The organism is Bartonella sp. MU37NMGALS (assembly GCF_042194015.1).
GTDB lineage: Bacteria > Pseudomonadota > Alphaproteobacteria > Rhizobiales > Rhizobiaceae > Bartonella > Bartonella grahamii.
Window position 1 is genome coordinate 11,329 of sequence record NZ_JBHIML010000002.1, and the last position, 20,350, is coordinate 31,678.

10 protein-coding genes and 1 pseudogene are annotated in these 20,350 nt (G+C 39.9%); 8 read left to right on the forward strand and 3 right to left on the reverse strand.

Annotated elements, in window-relative coordinates; all coding sequences use genetic code 11:
• The first annotated feature begins 530 nt into the window (after positions 1-530).
• The 8 genes and pseudogenes from ACFIJP_RS01440 to ACFIJP_RS01475 all read left to right on the forward strand — a co-directional run bounded on the left by ACFIJP_RS01440 (position 531) and on the right by ACFIJP_RS01475 (position 16,234).
• Positions 531-2,972 (forward strand): DNA translocase FtsK 4TM domain-containing protein, encoded by a 2,442-nt coding sequence (locus ACFIJP_RS01440; protein WP_375625209.1) that lies wholly within the window; start codon positions 531-533, stop codon positions 2,970-2,972.
• Between the two features lie 731 nt (positions 2,973-3,703).
• Positions 3,704-3,951: pseudogene (locus ACFIJP_RS01445) on the forward strand (DNA translocase FtsK); the annotation flags it as partial.
• Between the two features lie 121 nt (positions 3,952-4,072).
• Positions 4,073-4,681: an outer membrane lipoprotein carrier protein LolA gene (locus ACFIJP_RS01450; protein ID WP_375625210.1), complete on the forward strand. Its 609-nt coding sequence runs from the start codon at positions 4,073-4,075 to the stop codon at positions 4,679-4,681.
• Positions 4,682-4,711: 30 nt separating this feature from the next.
• On the forward strand, positions 4,712-5,527 hold the full coding sequence (locus ACFIJP_RS01455; protein ID WP_375625211.1) for an exodeoxyribonuclease III: 816 nt from the start codon (positions 4,712-4,714) through the stop codon (positions 5,525-5,527).
• 61 nt (positions 5,528-5,588) lie between these two features.
• A complete protein-coding gene (locus ACFIJP_RS01460; protein ID WP_375625212.1) occupies positions 5,589-7,070 on the forward strand; it encodes an efflux transporter outer membrane subunit in 1,482 nt (493 codons plus the stop codon).
• Entirely contained in the window at positions 7,067-8,293 is a 1,227-nt protein-coding gene (locus ACFIJP_RS01465; protein WP_375625213.1) for an efflux RND transporter periplasmic adaptor subunit, read from the forward strand. The genes ACFIJP_RS01460 and ACFIJP_RS01465 overlap by 4 nt, the downstream gene beginning before the upstream one ends.
• A 3-nt stretch (positions 8,294-8,296) precedes the next feature.
• Positions 8,297-10,306 carry a MacB family efflux pump subunit gene (locus tag ACFIJP_RS01470; RefSeq protein ID WP_375625214.1) on the forward strand — a complete coding sequence of 670 codons (2,010 nt, stop codon included), beginning with the start codon at positions 8,297-8,299 and terminating at the stop codon, positions 10,304-10,306.
• Between the two features lie 969 nt (positions 10,307-11,275).
• Positions 11,276-16,234, forward strand: a complete 4,959-nt coding sequence (locus ACFIJP_RS01475; RefSeq protein WP_375625215.1) for a DEAD/DEAH box helicase — start codon at positions 11,276-11,278, stop codon at positions 16,232-16,234.
• A gap of 1,352 nt (positions 16,235-17,586) precedes the next feature.
• Here ACFIJP_RS01475 and ACFIJP_RS01480 read toward each other — a convergent pair.
• From ACFIJP_RS01480 to ftsE, 3 genes are read right to left on the reverse strand one after another with little or no spacing between them, the layout of a single operon-like run.
• Positions 17,587-18,258, reverse strand: a complete 672-nt coding sequence (locus ACFIJP_RS01480; protein ID WP_375625216.1) for a YdcF family protein — start codon at positions 18,256-18,258, stop codon at positions 17,587-17,589.
• Between the two features lie 4 nt (positions 18,259-18,262).
• Positions 18,263-19,216 carry a cell division protein FtsX gene (locus ACFIJP_RS01485; protein ID WP_375625217.1) on the reverse strand — a complete coding sequence of 318 codons (954 nt, stop codon included), beginning with the start codon at positions 19,214-19,216 and terminating at the stop codon, positions 18,263-18,265.
• Positions 19,209-19,868, reverse strand: coding sequence for a cell division ATP-binding protein FtsE (gene ftsE / locus ACFIJP_RS01490; protein ID WP_273723097.1), 660 nt, complete (start codon positions 19,866-19,868; stop codon positions 19,209-19,211). The genes ACFIJP_RS01485 and ftsE overlap by 8 nt, the downstream gene beginning before the upstream one ends.
• Positions 19,869-20,350: the final 482 nt, after the last annotated feature.

A 20,350-nucleotide genomic window follows, 5' to 3' on the forward strand; every position in this document is an offset into this window, starting at 1 on the left:
TTTGAATGTCCTCTTCAATTCTTTTTACACTTGGTTGATAAAAAAGAAAACTAAAAATAACCAAAGATGGTCGTGTATTTTTTTAAGTTGTATGAATTACTTTAGTATGCCTGTCCTGAAGGGGGACATTTAGTTAGTATGATAAATAAAAAAACTGTGTTCATTCGTGATGGTTAAAACAGTATTCATATTTTGCCGTTATTATGATGTAGCGTAAAAAACATCGTCTGTTTAGGAGGTGCCTATAGGACCCATGTAAAACTTTACACATGAGGTGTTTTTTGGTTGATCGTGTGATAAAATATTCAGCGAGAGCTTTTTGTGCGCCTTATGAAGGATAGTCTCTTAGGGTGGTGATGTATGAGTGATATGAAGTGGTTAGAAGGTAGAATGCGCTAGACTAGATAAAAAGCCGGATTGTTTACAGGTTATTTGTTTACAGATTGGCACAGAGTTTAAGCTTCATCCTTTTTTACGAGAGAGAGTTATAACTCTTTAAAATATGAAAGTTTTGTATTTGGAATTGATAGATGCACCGAAGTTCTTCTCCTTATGATTCATTAGAAGTGCGAAATTCTCAAGGTTCGCGTCTTATTGAGATGTTTTTACGTCAGATAGGGGTATTTATTGGGCTTGGGCTTTTGGGCTTTATTATTTTTTGTGTATTTGCTTTGGCGACGTGGAATGTTGAGGATCCATCTTTAACCCATGCAAGTACAAATGAGGTTACAAACCTTATGGGGTGGATGGGGGCAATTTTTTCAGATTTTATTATGCAGTTTTTTGGCTTGGCAAGTCTTGCTGTTTTGTTACCGCCATTATTTTGGTCTTTTCTCTTGTTGGCGCAAAAGAATATCTACAATTTGACTTTGCGCTTTTTTTTATGGGCGCTATCAACGATTTGTTTTTTAATTGCTTTTGCCCTTATGTCACCTGTTGCTTCTTTTACTTATTGGCCATTGCCAATGGGATTGGGAGGGGTTTTAGGAGATAAAGCTTTAAGTGTTGCTTCTTCAGTTTTTCCTCTTTTTCTTTCTCCTCTTTACACGGTGTTTTTCAGTGTTGTTTTTATTCTTTTAGGTTTTTTCACTGCTGCTTTTGCTGGCAATGTGATATGGCGGCGTCGAACAAAGAAAAGAAAAGAAAAAAGCATTCCAAAAGATGCAATCGTTAATCCAGTTTTTGAATTGGAAGAAGATACGGAATATGCTGCAGAGGATGAACGTGAAAATCATGGTTTTTTTGCGACAACTTTTGGCGCTCTTTTACATCTTTTTTATTTTTTACAAGCGCGTTTCTTTCGTTTTTTCTGTTTCAAAAGGCGTTTTCAGAGTAAGGTGCAAGGAAAGCCATTTGATCGGATTGAGCCAACTTTTTTGGGTGAAAAAGTAAAGTGTGAGGAAAATCAAAATAAAACCTATGTTGCTTCTGTTAAAAATCAAAAGTCTTTAACAGCTTCTTCAAATGGTGATTTTGTTCTTCCTCTTGTAGATTATCTTTCGGTTCCACCACCGTCTGTTAGAGATGCAAAACTTTCTCCTGCTGTTTTAAGAGCAAATTCTCAGGAACTTGAAGGGGTTTTGTTAGATTTTGGAGTTAAAGGGCAAATTATTGATGCTTGTCCTGGACCTGTGGTGACTTTGTATGAATTTGAACCGGCTGCTGGCATTAAGTCTTCCCGTATTATTGGTTTGGCAGATGATATTGCACGCTCGATGCGTGCGATTTCAGCGCGTGTTGCGGTGGTTCCAGGACGCAATGTGATTGGAATAGAATTGCCTAATGCAAAGCGTGAGATGGTTTATTTACGAGAAATGTTGCAGGCGCAAGAATTTATTGACAGCAAAGCAAAGCTAGGACTTGCTTTAGGTAAGACAATCGGGGGGGAAGCTGTTATTGCAGATTTAGCAAAAATGCCCCATCTTTTGGTTGCTGGTACAACAGGATCGGGAAAGTCTGTTGCTATCAATACAATGATTTTATCATTGCTTTATCGTATGACACCTGAACAATGTCGTCTCATTATGGTGGATCCGAAAATGCTTGAGCTTTCGGTTTATGATGGCATTCCTCATTTATTAACACCCGTGGTGACAGATCCTAAAAAAGCCGTGATTGCTTTAAAGTGGGCTGTTCGTGAAATGGAAGAGCGCTATAGTAAAATGTCAAAATTAGGCGTTCGTAATATTGATGGGTTTAATGCACGTCTTAGGGAAGCAGCAAGTCAGGGAGAGACAATGGCGCGGACAATTCAAGTTGGATTTGATCGCGAGACCGGTGAGCCTCTTTATGAAACGGAAACACTTGATTTTAGTCCTATGCCCTATATTGTTGTCATTATTGATGAAATGGCTGATTTGATGATGGTTGCTGGTAAAGACATTGAAGGCGCGGTTCAACGCTTGGCACAAATGGCACGTGCTGCCGGTATCCACGTGATTATGGCGACGCAGCGTCCTTCTGTCGATGTTATTACTGGGACGATCAAAGCCAATTTTCCTACACGTATTTCTTTTTCTGTAAGTTCAAAAATCGATAGCCGAACAATTTTGGGCGAACAGGGGGCTGAGCAATTATTGGGACAAGGAGATATGCTCTTTATGATGGGAGGAGGACGTGTTCAACGTGTGCATGGTCCTTTTGTTGCAGATGATGAAGTGGAGCAGGTTGTTGCGCATCTCAAAGCGCAAGCACGACCTGATTATTTGGAAACAATTACGCAAGAAGTTGAAGAGGATGGTGCTGATGTTTCTTTAGCTTCTCCTTCAGAAGATGATCCCTATAGCCAAGCTGTTGCTATTGTGCTTCGTGATCGTAAGGCTTCGACTTCTTATATTCAACGCCGTTTAGGCATTGGTTATAACCGTGCTGCTACATTGATTGAGAGGATGGAAGAAGAAGGTATCATTAGTCCAGCAAATCACGCAGGGAAACGAGAAATTTTAGTGCCTGCCGAAGAAGAACGCTTTTGAAAAATCTTTATAGTTGCTTTCTATAACATCTTATAAAACAAGTGTTTATCCTACTGTATCGTAGAAAGTCTGTATTTTCATATACCAGTTCTCGATTTGCGATAGCTCCTTGGCACTTGAGACTCTTTATAAGGGGATTCTTTATCTTATATAACTTTTATCCATACACCAACCTTGCTTGTAACGTGCAAGCAAATGATTTGAGTTGATTCAATATGAGAGAGTATGAGATGAGAGAATCTTCCTGTATTTGGCGTTATGATTTAAGTTAAAAAGATAATTTATTATAAATCAATATCTTGGTATAAAATAATGTTATTGCGAGTGTAGGGGTATAAAAGCATGTAAGGCTTGATATTTAAGTGTCTTTTTAAGTGCGCTCTAAATATTTAGGGGCAAGGCTTATCTGTGGAGCCTTATATAGATGAATGATATGGGGTGGGAAGCTAAGTGAAATCTGCTAAACTTCAAACTGTTTACAGACTGGTTCGGGTGAAAATTTTTATTCTTTTGGATTGGAAGGAAGTCAAAAAAGCATTTTTGCCACTTAAAGGAGTTTTCAGGTTCGCGAGCAATATATGTTTAGTACTTAATCCGTTATGTATTGACTATAATTTATATTGCTTCACAGATTAGGGGTGGGAAAGAATATATAAAGAATATATTATGCGTTTAGAAAATCAGCAGAAAAGCGGGAAATTTGAATGCCTTCGGAAATTTAAACGCAGACTGATTATTTGGAAACGATACCGCAGGCAATAAAGAAGGATGTTTCTTTGGCTTTTTCTTTAGCAGATGATCCCTATAGTCAAGCTGTTGCTATTGTGCTTCAACTTCTCATATTCAACATTGTTTAGGCATTGGTTATAACCGTGCCGCAACATTGATTGAAAGGATGGAAGGAGAAGGCATTATTAGTCCAGAAAATGATGTGGGTAAGCGGAAAGTTTTGGAGATTGTCGAAGAAGAATACTTTTAAAAATCTTTTGATAGTTTTTTCAAACAATATCTTTATTTTATAAAGAAGGGTATTTATTCATCGTTGATCACTTAAGTTATAAATTATAAAGTCAATTAAACATTGCTTGGGAGCATTTTTTATGAAAACGTCTTTTTTTCCGCAAAGAAGAGTCTTTGGGTTGGTGGGAATTATTATCTTTTGGTGTTTAACTTTTCCTGTTTTTTCGCAAGCGTCTGATAAAGTGATAAAGGCGCAAAATGTTGTAAATCACTTTGCGGCAATCAAGACAATGACAGGTGATTTTATTCAGTTTAGTCCAAAGGGAAAAATGTCCCAAGGGACATTTTATTTAGAGCGCCCAGGGAAAATTCGTTTTATTTATAAGAAAATGCCTTTACAGATTATTGCAGATGGCCAATTTGTAGGTATTAACAATCGGGCTTTGAATACTTGGAACTTTTCACAACTTTCGCAAACGCCAATGAAGTTTCTGTTGGCTGATAAAATTGATATATCTTCTGGGCGCTTGTTGGCATTTCGCGAAGATCCAGGGGCTGTGACGATTGTTCTGCGTGATAAAACGATTGGGGCAGGGAAAATAAGGATGGTTTTTGATTCTAAAGGCTCTGCTTTGCGGCAGTGGACAATTGTTGACCAACAAAATTTGGAAACTACTGTGCAGATTATGAATGTGCGGACAGACGTCCGTTTCGCTAATGGAATGTTTGCACTTCCTTCGAAGAAATAGTGCGGTGTTGTTTCATTGGGATTGAAATGGATGTTATTTCGTATTGCAACTTGGAATATTAATTCTATTCGTTTGCGTCTTGTACAGGTTTTTCAGTATTTGGAACTCTTTTCCGCAGATGTTTTGTGTCTACAGGAAACAAAATGTCCAGATGCTTTATTTCCAGTGGGGGCTTTTGAAGCAGCGGGTTATAAGCATATCGCATTGAGTGGACAAAAATCTTATAACGGGGTGGCTATTATTTCTCGTTTGCCTTTTAAAAAGGTAGAAAAGCGTTTCTTTTGCCAAAACCAAGATTGCCGCTATATCTCAGTTATTGTGGAAGCCCATGGGAGAAGCTTGCGGATTCATAATTTTTATGTTCCTGCTGGGGGAGATATTCCAGATGCTGATGTGAATGAAAAATTTCGGCATAAGCTTGATTTTTTAGAAGAAATGTCCTCTATACGTGCGGATCAAGGAGATGGTCTTTCTTCTCTTTTGGTGGGCGATTTAAATATTGCTCCTTTGGCAGAGGATGTTTGGTCTCATCAGCAATTGTTGAAGGTTGTAAGCCATACTCCCATTGAAACCGAGCGTTTACAGGACTTGTGTTGTCAAGGTGGATGGGTTGATCTGATGCGGTTTCATATTCCTGCTCCTACCAAGCTTTATACATGGTGGAGTTATCGTGCACGCGATTGGGCATTTACCGATTATGGACGGCGGCTTGATCATGTTTGGTCTTCTCCTGATTTAGCACCTTTTGTTGTAGATCTTTCGATTTTTCGTGATGCGCGCGGATGGGAACGCCCTTCAGATCATATTCCTGTGCAAACTGTATTTGATTTTTCACGTCAAGTTTGAAATAAGAGGTAAATAAAGTATTAATATTAAATAATGATTCTGAAAGAATGCGGGAGACTAGATGTATATCAGAAATCTCAAAAGGGGCGCTTCTCGTGGATTACTTTCTTGTGTCTTGTTGTGTTTGCTTTTGTCAGGATGTATGGTTGGTCCTAATTACCAGAAAACATCTTTTCGTGTTCCAGCAGTTTGGGGAGAAAAATCTGCACAGACTGCAGGACAGCCAGTTGCGCTTGCCGGATGGTGGCGGCGTTTGAATGACCCTGTTCTAGATGCATTAATGGATTATGCGATTTCTGGAAATAATAATGTTGCTGTTGCCAAAGCTCGGGTACGTGAGGCACGTGCGAGTTTAGGACAGGTTGTGGGAACTCTTTTGCCAAATGTGTCCAATTCAATTTCAGGAACCCGTAGTTATTCTGGACAGTCTGATGCATTGTTAAACCAATATCATAGTGGTTTTGATGCAAGCTGGGAGCTTGATTTTTTTGGTGGGCATAAACGAGCGGTTGAAGCAGCGCGTTATGGTCTTGATGCGGCTGTGGAAGATATGCGCGCTACCATGGTGACATTGTTAGGAGATGTGGCAACAAATTATGTACAAATGCGTGGTTGGCAACAGAAATTGTTAATTGTGCGGCAAATTGCAGTATCACAACGTAAAACCTATGAATTGATGCGTGCTAGATTAACAGCTGGTGATGTTTCTGAGCTCGATGTTTCAAATGCGCAAGCACAAATGGCAAATACAGAAGCAGATATATCACAGATGGAAGCGAATTTAGCAATGAGCGTTCATCGTCTTTCTGTCTTAACTGGTCGTGTGCCTACGGCATTGAAGGCTCTTTTACAAAAAAATGCTAAGCATACAAAGATTCCACAACCGCACTGGCCGATACCAGCAGGAATTCCAGCTGATATTTTGTTAACACGTCCGGATTTACGACGGGCAGAGCGTCAATATGCGCAAGCGACAGCGCGGATTGGTCAACGTGAAGCAGATCGCTATCCCTCACTTACTTTAACAGGTAATATTTCGACAGCCGCAACGGCGATAGATCAGTTATGGAAAAATTCAACGATTGGTTGGTCTTTTGGGCCTGGTTTGCGTTTTCCTTTTTTTAATGGAGGTCAGGTTGAGGCTTCTATTGCGGTAGCGCGTGCACAGCGTGATCAAGCTTTTATTACTTATCGGGCTGCTGTTTTGGGAGCTTTAGAAGATGTAGAAAATGCGCTGGTAAGATTAACTAAAGAACATCAACGCTTAGAAAAGCTGATCATTGCGAATAAAGCTTCTCTTCATTCCTTAAAACTTTCACGGAGTCTTTTTGAGAATGGAAATACCAGTTTTCTTGAATTGTTAAACGCTGATCGCTCTTATTATTCTGCACAAATGGCACTTAAAGATAGCCGTGTTTCTTTGGTTACGCAATATATCACGTTGATGAAAGCATTGGGGGGGGGCTGGGATGGCGTTGTTGATGTATCACGTCCGGAAGTCGTTGATGGTGCACCTCGTTCGCGTGCAAAGGTAGGAAAATGAAAAAAAGTCTACTCAAAAATTTCATTACAAAACACAAAAAACTTTCTTTCTTTTTAGCTGCTATATTTCTTCTTCTCTTGTTTTTATGGTTGCGTTCTGTTGTTTTTGGAACATCTAGCCCAACTTATATAACCGCGGTGGTGAAGCGTGGGGATATTGAGGAAAGTGTTTTAGCTTCTGGTCTTGTACGTCCTTATCGGTTGGTGGCTGTTGGTGCGCGTGCAACAGGGCGTGTGGTGTCAATGCGCGTTTCTCCTGGGAGTGTTGTGAAAGAAGGCGATCTCTTGGCAGAAATTGATCCTACAGATCAAGAAAATGATTTAAAAAGAAAAAAAGCAGCATTATCTCACTATTATGCGAGTTTGGTAGAACAAGAAGCCCATCTTTCTCTTGCGCAGAAAAATTTAGCACGTCAGAAAAAAATGATCGAGTCACGTGCGGTTTCACGGGCTAATCTCGATGATGCTGCGACACAAGTAAAAATACGTGAGGCACAAATTGCTCAACTTCAACAGCAGATTGTGCAAGCACAAATTGATGTGGATAGTGCAGAGGTCAATTTAGGTTATACACGCATCATTGCTCCTTCAGCGGGAACGGTTTTGGCAACAGTTGTGGAAGAAGGACAGAATGTGAATGCGGTTCAGTCGGCGCCAACAATTGTTATTTTGGGCGATTTGTCAAAGATGACGATCAAGGCGCAAATCTCAGAAGCTGATGTTCTTAAAGTTCAAGCTGGACAACCACTTTATTTTACAGTTTTAGGGAATTCGCAGCGTCGTTATGAGGGCGTTTTAGAAAAGATAGAGCCGGCTCCTGAAGCAATTCGTGCTGATGTGAGTATTAATCCTGGTATGGTAGGGGGGTCTAGTGCTTTAATCTCATCAGCTATTTATTATAACGGAATTTTACATGTTGATAATGCGGACAATTTTTTGCGAACCTATATGACTGCTCAAGTTCATATTATCTTAGGGCGTGCTCAAAATGTTTTGTTGGTTCCAAGCGATGCTTTACGCGATGAGACAAAAGAGCATAAGGCATGGGTTTCTGTTTTGGAGGGGGGGAACAAGGTGGTTACTAAACAGGTGAGCGTTGGTTTGAATAATAAAGTGATGGCAGAGATTGTTTCAGGACTGAATGAGGGTGATGTTGTTATCACCGGCTCGCCTGATGGGGTGATGCCAGAACCTTCTGACGTGCATAGTGAAGACGAGATTTAAGCCATGAACACAAACCAAGCAGATGCTGTCCTTGTGTTGGAAAATATTGTACGTAAATTTCCAGCGGGCGAAACATTTGTTACTGTTTTGAAGGATATCAATCTTACCATTAAGCGCGGTGAAATGGTAGCGATTGTGGGAGCTTCTGGTTCAGGAAAATCTACATTAATGAATATCTTAGGCTGTCTTGATCGGGCAACTTCTGGTCGTTATTGGATTGCAGGGAAAGAAACAGCCTCTCTTTCAGCTGATGAATTGTCGGCTTTGCGGCGCAATCATTTTGGTTTTATTTTCCAGCGCTATCATTTGTTGAATGAATTGACAGCTCTTGGGAATGTTGAAATTCCGGCTATTTATGCAGGATGTGCTGTGGAAGCAAGGAAAAAGCGTGCACAAGATCTTTTAACGCGCTTGGGCATGGGCGATCGGGTGAATCATCGTCCAAATCAACTCTCAGGTGGTCAACAACAACGGGTGTCTATTGCTCGAGCGTTGATGAATAATGCGGAGGTTATTCTTGCCGATGAGCCAACAGGTGCACTGGATAAACAGAGTGGACAGGAAGTGTTGCGTATTTTGGATGAGCTTCATCAAGAAGGTCGTACTATTATCATTGTAACTCACGATATGCAGGTGGCCAAAAGAGCGGAGCGTATTATCGAAATCAGTGATGGAGAAATTATTGCTGACAGTATGACAAAGGTTGCGAAGAAAAGAGCAGCGGGGGCAAAGATAAAAACGGATAGTCAGTCTTTTTACGAAAAACAGACACTAAAAGTTAAACAACAGCTTGGCTCTTTTCGGTCTTTTGTTGAACGTTTTCGTGAGGCATTTGTTATGGCTTTGTTGGCAATGAATGCACATCGAATGCGAACTTTTTTAACAATGCTTGGGGTGATTATCGGTATTGGGGCGATTATTGCTATGGTCGCTTTGGGGAATGGTACACGAGAGAAAATTTTGGAAAATTTTAAAAGCTTGGGTGCTAATACATTAACAATTTTACCTGGCAAAAGTTTTTCTGATCCACAAGCAGAGAAAATAACAACTCTTGTTGAAGCTGATGCAGAAGCATTGTCTGGGTTACCTTATGTTTCTGGTGTAACACCTCAGATTTCAACAAGCTCGAAAGTGCGTTTTGGTGCAGTTGAAGTCAATGCCGTCATTGTGGGGGTGGGAGAACAATTCTTTCAGACACAGGGGCTTAAGGTTTTCAAAGGACAGTTTTTTGATCAAAAAAGTGTGCAGGATCGGGCGGTTGATCTCGTGATTGAGAAAGAAGCATTGTCTGTTCTTTTTCCCCATAGCCATGAAAGCCCCCTTGGCAAAGTGGTGCTTGTGGGTAATGTTCCAGCACGTATTATTGGTGTTGTTGATTCACAAAATAACGCAAATGGAAATACATCAAATACATTACAGCTTTATTTGCCCTATACAACAGTGCAAACGCGTTTTCTTGGCACAACAGAAGTTCGTGCGATTACCGTTAGGATTGCTGATGATGTCGATTCACATTTAGCGGAAAACATGGTGAAACGTTTTCTCATTATGCGGCATGGTGGAGAGGATTTTTTCATTAGAAATTCAGAATTCTTTCGTGAACGTATCATGGAGAGTACACATATCTTAACACTTTTAATTTCTTCAATTGCAGCGATTTCCCTGATTGTGGGTGGTATTGGGGTGATGAATATTATGCTGGTCACCGTTTCTGAGCGGATCAATGAAATTGGTGTGCGTATGGCAGTTGGTGCACGCCAAAGTGATATTTTGCAGCAGTTTCTCATTGAAGCGGTTTTGGTTTGTGTCATTGGTGGTGGTTTGGGGATTCTGTTTGGGCTTTCTATCGGTGGTTTATTTCTTCTGTTTAAGGCGCCTATCCACTTGGTTTATACGATTGATTCGATCATCCTATCCCTTACTTTTTCGACCCTCATTGGAATATGTTTTGGCTTTTCTCCAGCGCGGCAAGCTTCACGGCTTGACCCTGTTGTCGCTCTTTCACGCGATTAAGCTTTATCAATTGGAGCATATTTGTTGTGATGTTTTCCACTTGGAAGAAGCGTTTATGAAGCGAAACATGGATGGGAAAAGTTTAGCATTATTCGCTGTTCCATTTTAGAAAACGCTTTATTCGTTAAGTGGAGCGTGCTCTATATAACGTTAAAGGATGACGTTTTACGGCCCAACGTATCATGAATAAATTTCCCTTGTATTTTTATAACTATACAAAATACAAGGCGCGATAACTTTAGGATTTTAACCTAAAAGTTAAGAGGGGAAGTGGAGTGTATATCTGTTAACAAACAAGATAAAAAAGAAGAAAATTTAAACGAAAAACAGCTTATATCTCAAAAAAACGAACGGGTATACGAGGCGAGTTGGTCTTCTATAGTTTTTCTTTTCCTTTTGTTTATTCGTTACCCTGTTTTTTGTCACAAATTGTATGGCAAAGGGAGGGGCGTTGGTATTGGTAACGTTTGGTTTTAAGATTCTTTATGGCTTTATGCGGCGGAGATATAGGCTTTTACGAAGATCCAGTTTTGTAGGGAGAATGAGATGAATGCACTTATGGGCTCATGTTGCTGGGAATGTTAATTGCTGCATTTATTGTTATGTGTATTGGTATAGCTGATTATTGGTTTTATGATATACTTTAATTGCGTTTAGCACTTTCTGAGTATGAACTTATACTCTTTCAATAGATAAATATCAAAAAGAAGCTCACCCAAATAATAAAGTAAATCTCTACATTTTTGTAAGTGATTACATGATATTTATCAGAGATGAGTAGGAAGCAGATTCCACTCTTTTGCTGATAAGTAAAACTTTATTCATTTGTTTTGCTTAGTACATATTCCATTATTAAATAGTCGGTTCATTCAGTAAATCGAGTTATCTAAAGTCTTTTGGGTGAAACAATAGGCATTAACCAGTTTGGCTAGACTCGATAGTTGAAAGTATTTTTCATTGGGGGGAAGCATGACGCTGCAATCGCTTTTACAGACATATCGTGACGAAGCGCGTACCGAACGGGACAAAGGTACGTATTTTGAGCGTTTTGCTCTTGCTTATCTGACACATGATCCTCTTCAGTTTGGGTGTTATGAAAAGGTTCAAACCTTTAAAGATTGGGCTCGTGAAAATGATTGGAATGGTCATGATACTGGTATCGATCTTGTGGCAAAGATTCGTGATGGAGAGGGTTTTGCGGCAATCCAATGTAAATTTTATGATGCAGCATATCGGATTAGAAAAGCAGATATTGATAGTTTTATTTCGGCATCAGGGAAAGCTCCATTTAAGCGGCGTGTTATTATAGATAGTACTGAAAGTGCTTGGAGTGATAACGCTGAAACAATGATACGGGGGCAGGATATTCCTGTTATACGGATTAATCTTTCCGATATAAAACAAAGTCCGATCCGTTGGGAAACTTTTGCAGCCCAGGGCAAAGTTGTGCTGGAGGATAAAAAGAAAATCCGTCCACATCAGCAGGATGCGTTGCGTGATGTGCGTGCTGGACTTATGGAAGCAGATCGGGGTAAGCTTATTATGGCTTGTGGTACTGGTAAGACATTTACCAGTCTTAAAATTGCTGAGGATTTGGCGGGTGAAGGCAAGTTTGTTTTGTTTCTTGTTCCTTCCTTGGCACTGATGTCACAGACGGTTCGTGAATGGACAACGGATGCAGAAATCGGATTGAGATCCTTTGCTGTCTGTTCAGATACACAAGTGGGAAAGCGTCGTAAAAATAGTGATGATGTTGCTGAAATTGATGTGTTTGATCTTGCTTTTCCGGCGACAACCGATGCTGCTAAACTTGCAAAACAGGCGGATAAGAGTGTTGCAGATAGGATGACCGTTGTGTTTGCAACCTATCAATCCATTCAGGTGGTTGCTGATGCTCAGAAAAAGTATGGTTTGCCAATATTTGATCTTATCATTTGTGATGAAGCGCACCGTACAACAGGGGCAACGCTGGTTGGAGAGGATGAATCCAATTTTGTTAAGGTGCATTCTAATGATGTTATTCGTGCTAAGAAGCGCCTTTATATGACAGCGACACCACGTATTTTTGGTGATAACGCAAAAAGTCGCGCGAATGAAGTTAATGCCGTTCTTGCTTCGATGGATGATGAAAAGCTTTTTGGTAAAACACTTTTTTATCGGGGCTTTTCTTGGGCAGTACAAAATGATCTTTTAACAGATTATAAGGTTATTGTCTTAGCAATGGATGAAAAATTGGTCAGTTCCGCTGTTCAGAAGCGTCTTAGTGATGACCAGTCTTCGCTTGTTCTTGATGATGCAACGAAGATTATTGGTTGTTATAAGGCGCTGACAAAACAAGATCTGAAGGCTGATGTTGGTGCTGATCCACACCCCATGCGTCGTGCTTTGGCGTTTTGCAAGACTATTGAAAGTTCTAAACTGGTGCGTGATGAATTTTCTGCGGTTGTTAGAGAATATCTTGATTATACGAAAGAGGATACGGAAAATGAGCACTTTCTGAAGTGTGAAATTGAGCATGTTGATGGCACTTTCAATGCGAAGGATCGTGGTGCATTACTTGATTGGTTGAAAGCTGATAGTGGTGAGGATGTTTGTCGTATTTTGACCAATGCACGGTGTTTGTCTGAGGGGGTGGATGTTCCGGCTCTGGATGCGATCATGTTTTTAAATCCACGTAAGAGCCAGATTGATGTTGTGCAAGCGGTTGGGCGGGTGATGCGTCGGTCTGAGGGCAAAAAGATGGGGTATGTCATTTTGCCAATTGGCATTCCCTCTGGGATTCCAGTGGAACAGGCTTTGAACAACAATGATAAATATCGGGTTGTTTGGCAAATTTTAAATGCTTTGCGTGCGCATGATGATCGTTTTGATGCGACGATTAATAAGGCATCGCTGAGCCAAGATATCAGCAATGTGATTGAGATTATTGGCGTCACACAGAGCACGGAGTTACAGGCTGTTACAGCTGTTGTAGACAATCTTCCACTACGCTCACAGCCTGCACGAGCGGGAATTGGAGCACCGGAATATGATTTAACTCGTACAGATCAGCTAAACAAGGAGTTTTCTTTCCCGGTGGATGAAATTTCTCGTGCGATTTTGGCAAAGATCGTCAAGAAATGTGGGACACGTGATTATTGGGAAGATTGGGCGAGCAACATTGCTGAAATTGCTAAGAATCATATTACGCGTTTAACAGGTATTCTGGCAGAGCCAGATACTGAGGCACGTCAAGCCTTTGACAGATTTATGGCAGAACTTCGTGATGATTTAAATGATGCGATTACAGAGGCTGATGCGATTGAGATGTTGGCACAACATATTATCACGCGTCCTGTCTTTCAGGTGTTGTTTGAGGAGTATCAGTTCACACGTGAAAATCCTGTCTCGCGTGCTATGCAGCGTATTCTTGATGTGCTTGATAAGGCGAATCTTGATAAGGAATCCAAAGATCTGGAAAAATTTTACGCAAGTGTAAAATTACGCGCCAGTGGCATTACGGATCCAAAAGCAAAACAGAGGTTAATTATAGAGCTTTATGATAAGTTTTTTCGTTATGCTTTTCCACGCACTGTAGAAAAACTAGGCATTGTTTATACTCCCGTTGAGGTTGTGGATTTTATTTTGCACTCTGTCAATGATGTCTTAGAGCAAGAATTTGCGCAAACGCTTGGCTCATCGGGTGTGCACATCATGGATCCCTTTACAGGAACGGGGACTTTTATCACGCGGCTTTTGCAATCGGGTTTGATAAAACCAGAGGAGATGAAACAAAAATTTTGTCATGAAATTCATGCCAATGAAATTGTACTTTTAGCCTATTATATTGCAGCCATTAATATTGAGACAACCTATCATGGTCTGATGGGGGGAGGTTATGTTCCGTTTGAGGGAATTTGTTTGACCGATACATTCCAGCTTTATGAGCAAGAAAAAGACCTGATCAGTGATTTGCTGGTGGATAACAGTACACGTCGGGCACACCAGAAGGAACTGGATATTCGTGTTATTGTTGGCAACCCCCCTTATTCTTCTGGACAAAAAAGTGAAAACGACAATGCACAAAATATTGCCTATCCTAAATTGGATCGTCGCATTCGTGAAACCTATGCCGCTCAATCCAAAGCAAGCAATGTTAATGGACTTTATGACAGTTATATTCGTGCCATTCGGTGGGCAAGTGATCGCATAAAAGACTGTGGTGTTATTGGTTTTGTGACAAATTCAGGTTTTATCAATGGATACTCTACGAATGGCTTACGAAAAGAATTGAGTGAAGAATTCTCGAGCATTTATGTTCTCAATTTGCGTGGTGATATTCGCAAAAATATGTTGAGCAAAGGACGTGCTCAAGAAGGGCAAAATGTTTTCGGCAGTGGAAGCATGACAGGAATTGCTGTTACACTATTTGTTAAAAATCCAAATGTTACGGAGCAGTGCAAAATTCATTATTACGATATTGGTGATAATCTCACGACAAAAGAGAAATTATCTCAACTTCAGCGGTTGAGTAGTGTTGGTGGTATCAAGTGTGAACACGGTTGGCAGATGATTACACCAGATGAGCATGGTGATTGGCTGGATCAGCGCAACAATGATTTTGAAAAATTTCTAGCCTTAGGTGATAAGAAGGGCAGTGATAAAAAGCTATTCAAAATTTTTTCTCGTGGTATACAAACTGGTCGTGATGCTTGGGCATACAACTCAAGCCGTGAAGTTTTAGCGAAAAATATGAGCAATATGATTACTTTTTATAACGGTGAAGTAGAGCGTTTTAATAATGCCTACACACATGCTGATCGCAAGGCGCGTGCGAATGCCGTGAATGATTTTGTTAACACGGATGCCAAAAAGATTAGTTGGAGCAGTAGTCTTAAAGAAGAACTGGTAAGAGGAAAGTTTTCTGAATTTGAAAGTGATTGCTTAATTCAAGGTCTTCATCGTCCTTTTACACAGCAATGGCTTTATTATAACCGCATCTTTAATGAGAGAGTTTATCAAATGCCGCGTATATTTCCTATGAAGCAAGCGGTTGAGAATAGGGTAATACAAGTTACCGGTATAGGAGCAAGCAGTGGTTTTTCTGTCCTTATGAGCAGGGTTTTGCCTAGCTTAGATGCAATGGAAAAAGGTCAGTGTTTTCCACGGTATGTTTATGAGGATTCTGCGTCCTTGAAAAATAAAAAGGAAGAGCAGGTTCATTTATTTGCAAATTTTGCAGAGGAAAGCAAAGAAACTGGTTTAGAGCGGCGTGATGCTCTCACGGATGAAGGGTTGGCTTATTTTAATGCAGCATATCCTGGTGAAATGATAACAAAGGATGATTTGTTTTATTATGTTTATGGGATTTTGCATTCAGAAGATTATCGTGCGCGTTATGCACATAATTTGTTCAAACAATTGCCACGTATCCCAACAGTTAAAAAGGTAGAGGATTTTTGGGCTTTTGTAACAGCGGGGCGAAAGCTTGGTGATTTGCATATGAATTATGAGGAGGTTGAGCCCTATCCCATTACCTATAAACAGGGTGATCCAAGAACTTGGATGATTTCTGATGAGAAGAGTTTCTATCGTGTTGAGGCGATGAAATTTGCTGGTAAGCGTGGTGCTATTGATAAAAGTACAGTGGTTTATAATGCGCATATCACGATGCAGAATATTCCTCTTGAAGCTTATGATTATGTGGTCAATGGCAGGTCTGCTCTTGAATGGGTTATGGAACGGCAGATTGTCAAAACGGACAAAGCGAGCGGTCTTGTTAATGATGCTAATCGCTATGCTGTTGAAACGGTGGGTAATCCAGCTTATCCATTGGAATTGTTTCAGCGGGTTATTACAGTAAGCTTGGAAACAATGAAAATTGTGCGCAGTCTTCCAAAATTGGAAGTGAGAGAAACTGAAAAAGTGAAGTTATCCATTGTGCGGTAAACAGCGCTGTGTCGTAACAAACTGGCACTATCATATACTTTGCCAGCTCGTGGGTATTGCGACAGCTCTTGGCACTTGAGACGGTACATAAGAGGCATGCCTTTCTTGTACAGTTTTACGCCACGCAGGCTCTCTTTCCTTGTGATGTGCAAGTCCTTTATGATGTGCAAGAAAATGGTTTTGATTGATTCAACAGAGAATAGATTTAAAATGAGAGAGTTTTACGCTATTCAAAATCCTTATTTAAGATGAAGAATACTTATCTTTATAAATCAATATGTTGCATGTGATAAAACATCATAGGTAGTAAGGTCGCTAAAATGATGACACATGGGCTTTAGCGACAGTGATGAATATTCTCAGGCAGGGTTTTCTTGTCGAGCTTTATGTGAGTAAACCATATAAATGGGGAAGCTGAGAGGAACCTGCCCAGAGAAGTAGAATTGTTTACAAACCTTTGCTGATAGGAATCGTTGTCCTTTGAGACGTTGGGAGGAAATCACAACTCTCATGAAATTTGTCCTTTGAGCAGGGGTGATCGGAAGTGAGCAGGGGGAACCCGTTAGACAAGAAGCTGGATTGTTATTGTTTACAGATCGCTAGAGTTTAAAAATTTTCGTTCTTTTTTGGGGAGGCTGCCAAACAAAAAGTGTTTTTAGAGGGAAATGATTTATGCCAAAAGATATTGCGATAAAAAACGTGGGGTATTTGTAGCGGTGTGCGTTTTGAGCTTATTCCTATCTGTGATCTAAAATGCTCTTATGAAGGTGCTTTTTAGAATGAAGAGATTGTTACTAATATATTGATTTATCATGATCGTTTAACCTTCTCTCTGTTGAATGAGAAATCTAATTATCATAAATTTTCTTATTTTAAACCTATTAAAATTACTTCTTTTCATGTCATATGAGTTTGGTGTGTGCGTGTTTAAGAAAGGCGTAAAGTATGCCTCTTACTAATCATCCCAAGTGGCGTAAGAGCTATCGTAATACTTGGGGGCGGTAAAATATAGGATGGGGCGGTTTGCATTTTTATGAAGGGTAAGACAGTGGTATAAATAGATCTCTATAACAAGTCTGGAGATCTTATAGTTGTCTGGGCGCTCTATTTACAAGAGCTTATATATTGGGATGGCATGTACAGATCCCGTGCTGTGAGATATGTTTGGGATGTAAGAGATGTCTTTGGGTGAATGTGCAATACAGTGATACGTGTATTGGGGTATTCTGTGTTATATGAGGGTAGCTCTGTCGAGCTTTTATAGAGGCAACCTCGTGTGGAAGGATATGGAAAGAACGGTATGAAGCAGTTCGTGGGTAGCAAGGTTTTTAAAAAAGTCAGAAGGATAAAGATTAGAATGCGGTTCTGATATAGACTTGGAGCGTTTTAATATATTGGAATATGAGAATGCGGATTTGATTGATCTGTTGTATTGCGCTTTCAGCATCGCTCTTTTTAACAGGATAAGCAATGAAATGGATATCAGGCATTAAATACTTAAGTTCTCGCATCGAGCGCCACATATGGTAATCATGGGTGACGATATAAAGGGTCTTATAGTGGTGTTTTTTGATCCAAGCAGCACTTTCTTCGGCGTTTCCTCTGGTGTTAATCGCTTGATGCCCAATGTCAATACAACAGGAGACAAGTCGTGGGGTAATATGCATGTTATGCATGAGACTTTTCAGGTTGGTTGTGGTGTTTACACCACTGATAAGGAGTCGTGAACCAAGCCCCCTTTGTAAGAGATTAAGTCCTGTCTCTATTCGGTTTTCTCCGCCTGTCAGCACAATGATGGCATCAGCTTTGGGGAGAGGCTTTGGGGGAGAAAGTCGTTCAGTTTTTTCAGAAAAAACAATAAAACCACCCCAGAAAATAAAAACAATGATTGCAAGAGTAAGTGTTGTCGGTGGAAAATAGCAAAATAAAAAGCGCATAGACCAACGATAATGGGGTCGTTTTGGAAGAGGACGTTTTAAATCATTTTGCGTCAATGAGTTGGAATGGTAGGAGTGGTGAGTCATAAAATTAAAATAAACCGTTTTCACATTGATCGATTTTTTTCAGTTGCGCTAAAATAGTCATGCGGTTTGTAAGGGTGGTAAGAAAAGAAACGAAAATAATAAGAAAAATGATTTTTCCGTAAGGAACGGAACTTATGGAAATATGTCCAAACAAAGCTGTTACTTGGCTAGCTTCCACTCTTCCCAAGTTATAATTCGTCCAGAGACAAAAGGCTAAAAACAGAAATATGCTTGTGAGACCACCATATAAAGCACCACGCAGTGCAGTTTTAAAAAAATGCCAGTCAAATTGGCGGGCAATGAAAATAGTTTCAGTACCAAGGAAATATAAGACATTGATAATATGCGCATTTTCTGCCAATGCATTGCGGGTGGTAAAAATGATGGTAAGAATAAGAGAGCCTAGAACCAATGCTAAAATTGAAAAGCCAATGAAAACAGTGGTGTATGCCATGGTCGCAAAACGATGGACCCAAACACGGTGATCATCAAATTGACCTCCTGGAATTTGGGTTTTAATGGCGTGATTAATGGCTGCAAAATTGATTTTTTCATCTCTCTTCAGAGTCACAATGATAAGGCGGGGAAGGGGCAGTTCATTGATATTGAAACCTGTTCCAAGCCATGGCTCCAGTAATTTTTCTGTAGCTTTTTGGTCAACAATTTTTGCATCTTGTACACCAGAAAATGTTTTGACCAATTGTACGGCATCACGGAGAGCTTTGTTGATATCAACATTGTCAATGGGGCGTATTTGTATTGTTGCTTCATAGCTAATCTGATTACTCCAATTTTGGGCGGCACGTTGGACTAAATCAACACCGATTAAGGTGAGGCTTGAAAGAAATGTCATAATAGCAATAACGGCAACCAATGCTTTTCCAGAAATATTACCACTGGGAATAATCGCTGTTGTATTTTTTTTATTGCTTGTAAAAATGGGGAAAGACTTATTCATGAATCGTCATCCGTCCGTTATGGAGAAGCATACGTCGTGCTGCAACTTGTTCCATTAAGGCAATATCATGGGTGGCAATGATCACAGCTGTTCCAAAACGATTTAATTCAATAAACAAACGGAGTAGGCGTTTTGCTAAGGGCGGATCGACATTTCCGGTTGGTTCATCGGCAAGTAGAATTTCAGGTTGATCAATGAGCGCGCGTGCAATGGCTACCCTTTGTTTTTCTCCGCCAGAAAGAACTGGTGGTAAAACATGAATATGATCTCCCAGACCTACCCAACAGAGAAGATCTTCCACTTCACTGCGATAGGTTGCTTCTTCTTGTCCTTTAATGCGTAAAGGTAAGGAGACATTTTCATAAGTGGTCATGTGGTCGAGTAAACGAAAATCTTGAAAAACTACACCGATACGTTGTCGCAGCGCAGGGAGCTCTTGCCGTTTGAGTAATGCTGTGTCTGTTCCAAATAAATCAATATGACCGCGGGTGGGTTTGAGTGCCAAAAACATAAGACGCATCAACGACGTTTTCCCTGCTCCAGAGGCGCCAGTGAGAAATTGAAATGATCCAGGAGGAATATGAAAGCTAATATCACGAAGGACCTCAGGTCCCATTCCATAGCGTAGACCGACATTTTCAAAATGAATCACTTTTTATTATTACTCCTGATTTTATATTGCATCATTTATTCTAAGAACTCTTACTTTCATTACTTTAGATTTTTGTTTTAAGCTTGTTTATTTTAGATTTCATGGTTTTCAATATTTTTTATACACCCTCGTTATAGATAAATATTTTTGCTCAAGAATATTATCACGTATACTTTCTCTTTTTAGCTTTATTTATGATTTTAGCAGGAATTTCAAAGGGATTCTAGCATAAACATCAGAACTATTTTTTCTTCTTTCTCAGAGGCTTTTTTGCATTGAGTGGGTACTGAGCGATTTTAAAAAGCTATGTTGCTCTTTTTATCTTACTTTCTTATTCTTATCTGTATTCATATTCCAATCTTGAAGTTTTTTCTTCAATTGTTTCTTATTTGTTATAAAGAAAGGCGTTTGTTGTTAGAGTTGTTGAGCTTCCCATGAATTGTTTTGTTTTTTATTCTCATCGGTGGTTTTCGTAACAATGC

What these genes read in the sequence shown, in the direction of transcription:
- ACFIJP_RS01440 (WP_375625209.1), top strand. Translation starts at nt 531, where the DNA reads ATGCACCGAAGTTCTTCTCCTTATGATTCATTAGAAGTGCGAAATTCT.
- ACFIJP_RS01450 (WP_375625210.1), top strand. Translation starts at nt 4,073, where the DNA reads ATGAAAACGTCTTTTTTTCCGCAAAGAAGAGTCTTTGGGTTGGTGGGA.
- ACFIJP_RS01455 (WP_375625211.1), top strand. Translation starts at nt 4,712, where the DNA reads ATGTTATTTCGTATTGCAACTTGGAATATTAATTCTATTCGTTTGCGT.
- ACFIJP_RS01460 (WP_375625212.1), top strand. Translation starts at nt 5,589, where the DNA reads ATGTATATCAGAAATCTCAAAAGGGGCGCTTCTCGTGGATTACTTTCT.
- ACFIJP_RS01465 (WP_375625213.1), top strand. Translation starts at nt 7,067, where the DNA reads ATGAAAAAAAGTCTACTCAAAAATTTCATTACAAAACACAAAAAACTT.
- ACFIJP_RS01470 (WP_375625214.1), top strand. Translation starts at nt 8,297, where the DNA reads ATGAACACAAACCAAGCAGATGCTGTCCTTGTGTTGGAAAATATTGTA.
- ACFIJP_RS01475 (WP_375625215.1), top strand. Translation starts at nt 11,276, where the DNA reads ATGACGCTGCAATCGCTTTTACAGACATATCGTGACGAAGCGCGTACC.
- ACFIJP_RS01480 (WP_375625216.1), bottom strand. Translation starts at nt 18,258, where the DNA reads ATGACTCACCACTCCTACCATTCCAACTCATTGACGCAAAATGATTTA.
- ACFIJP_RS01485 (WP_375625217.1), bottom strand. Translation starts at nt 19,216, where the DNA reads ATGAATAAGTCTTTCCCCATTTTTACAAGCAATAAAAAAAATACAACA.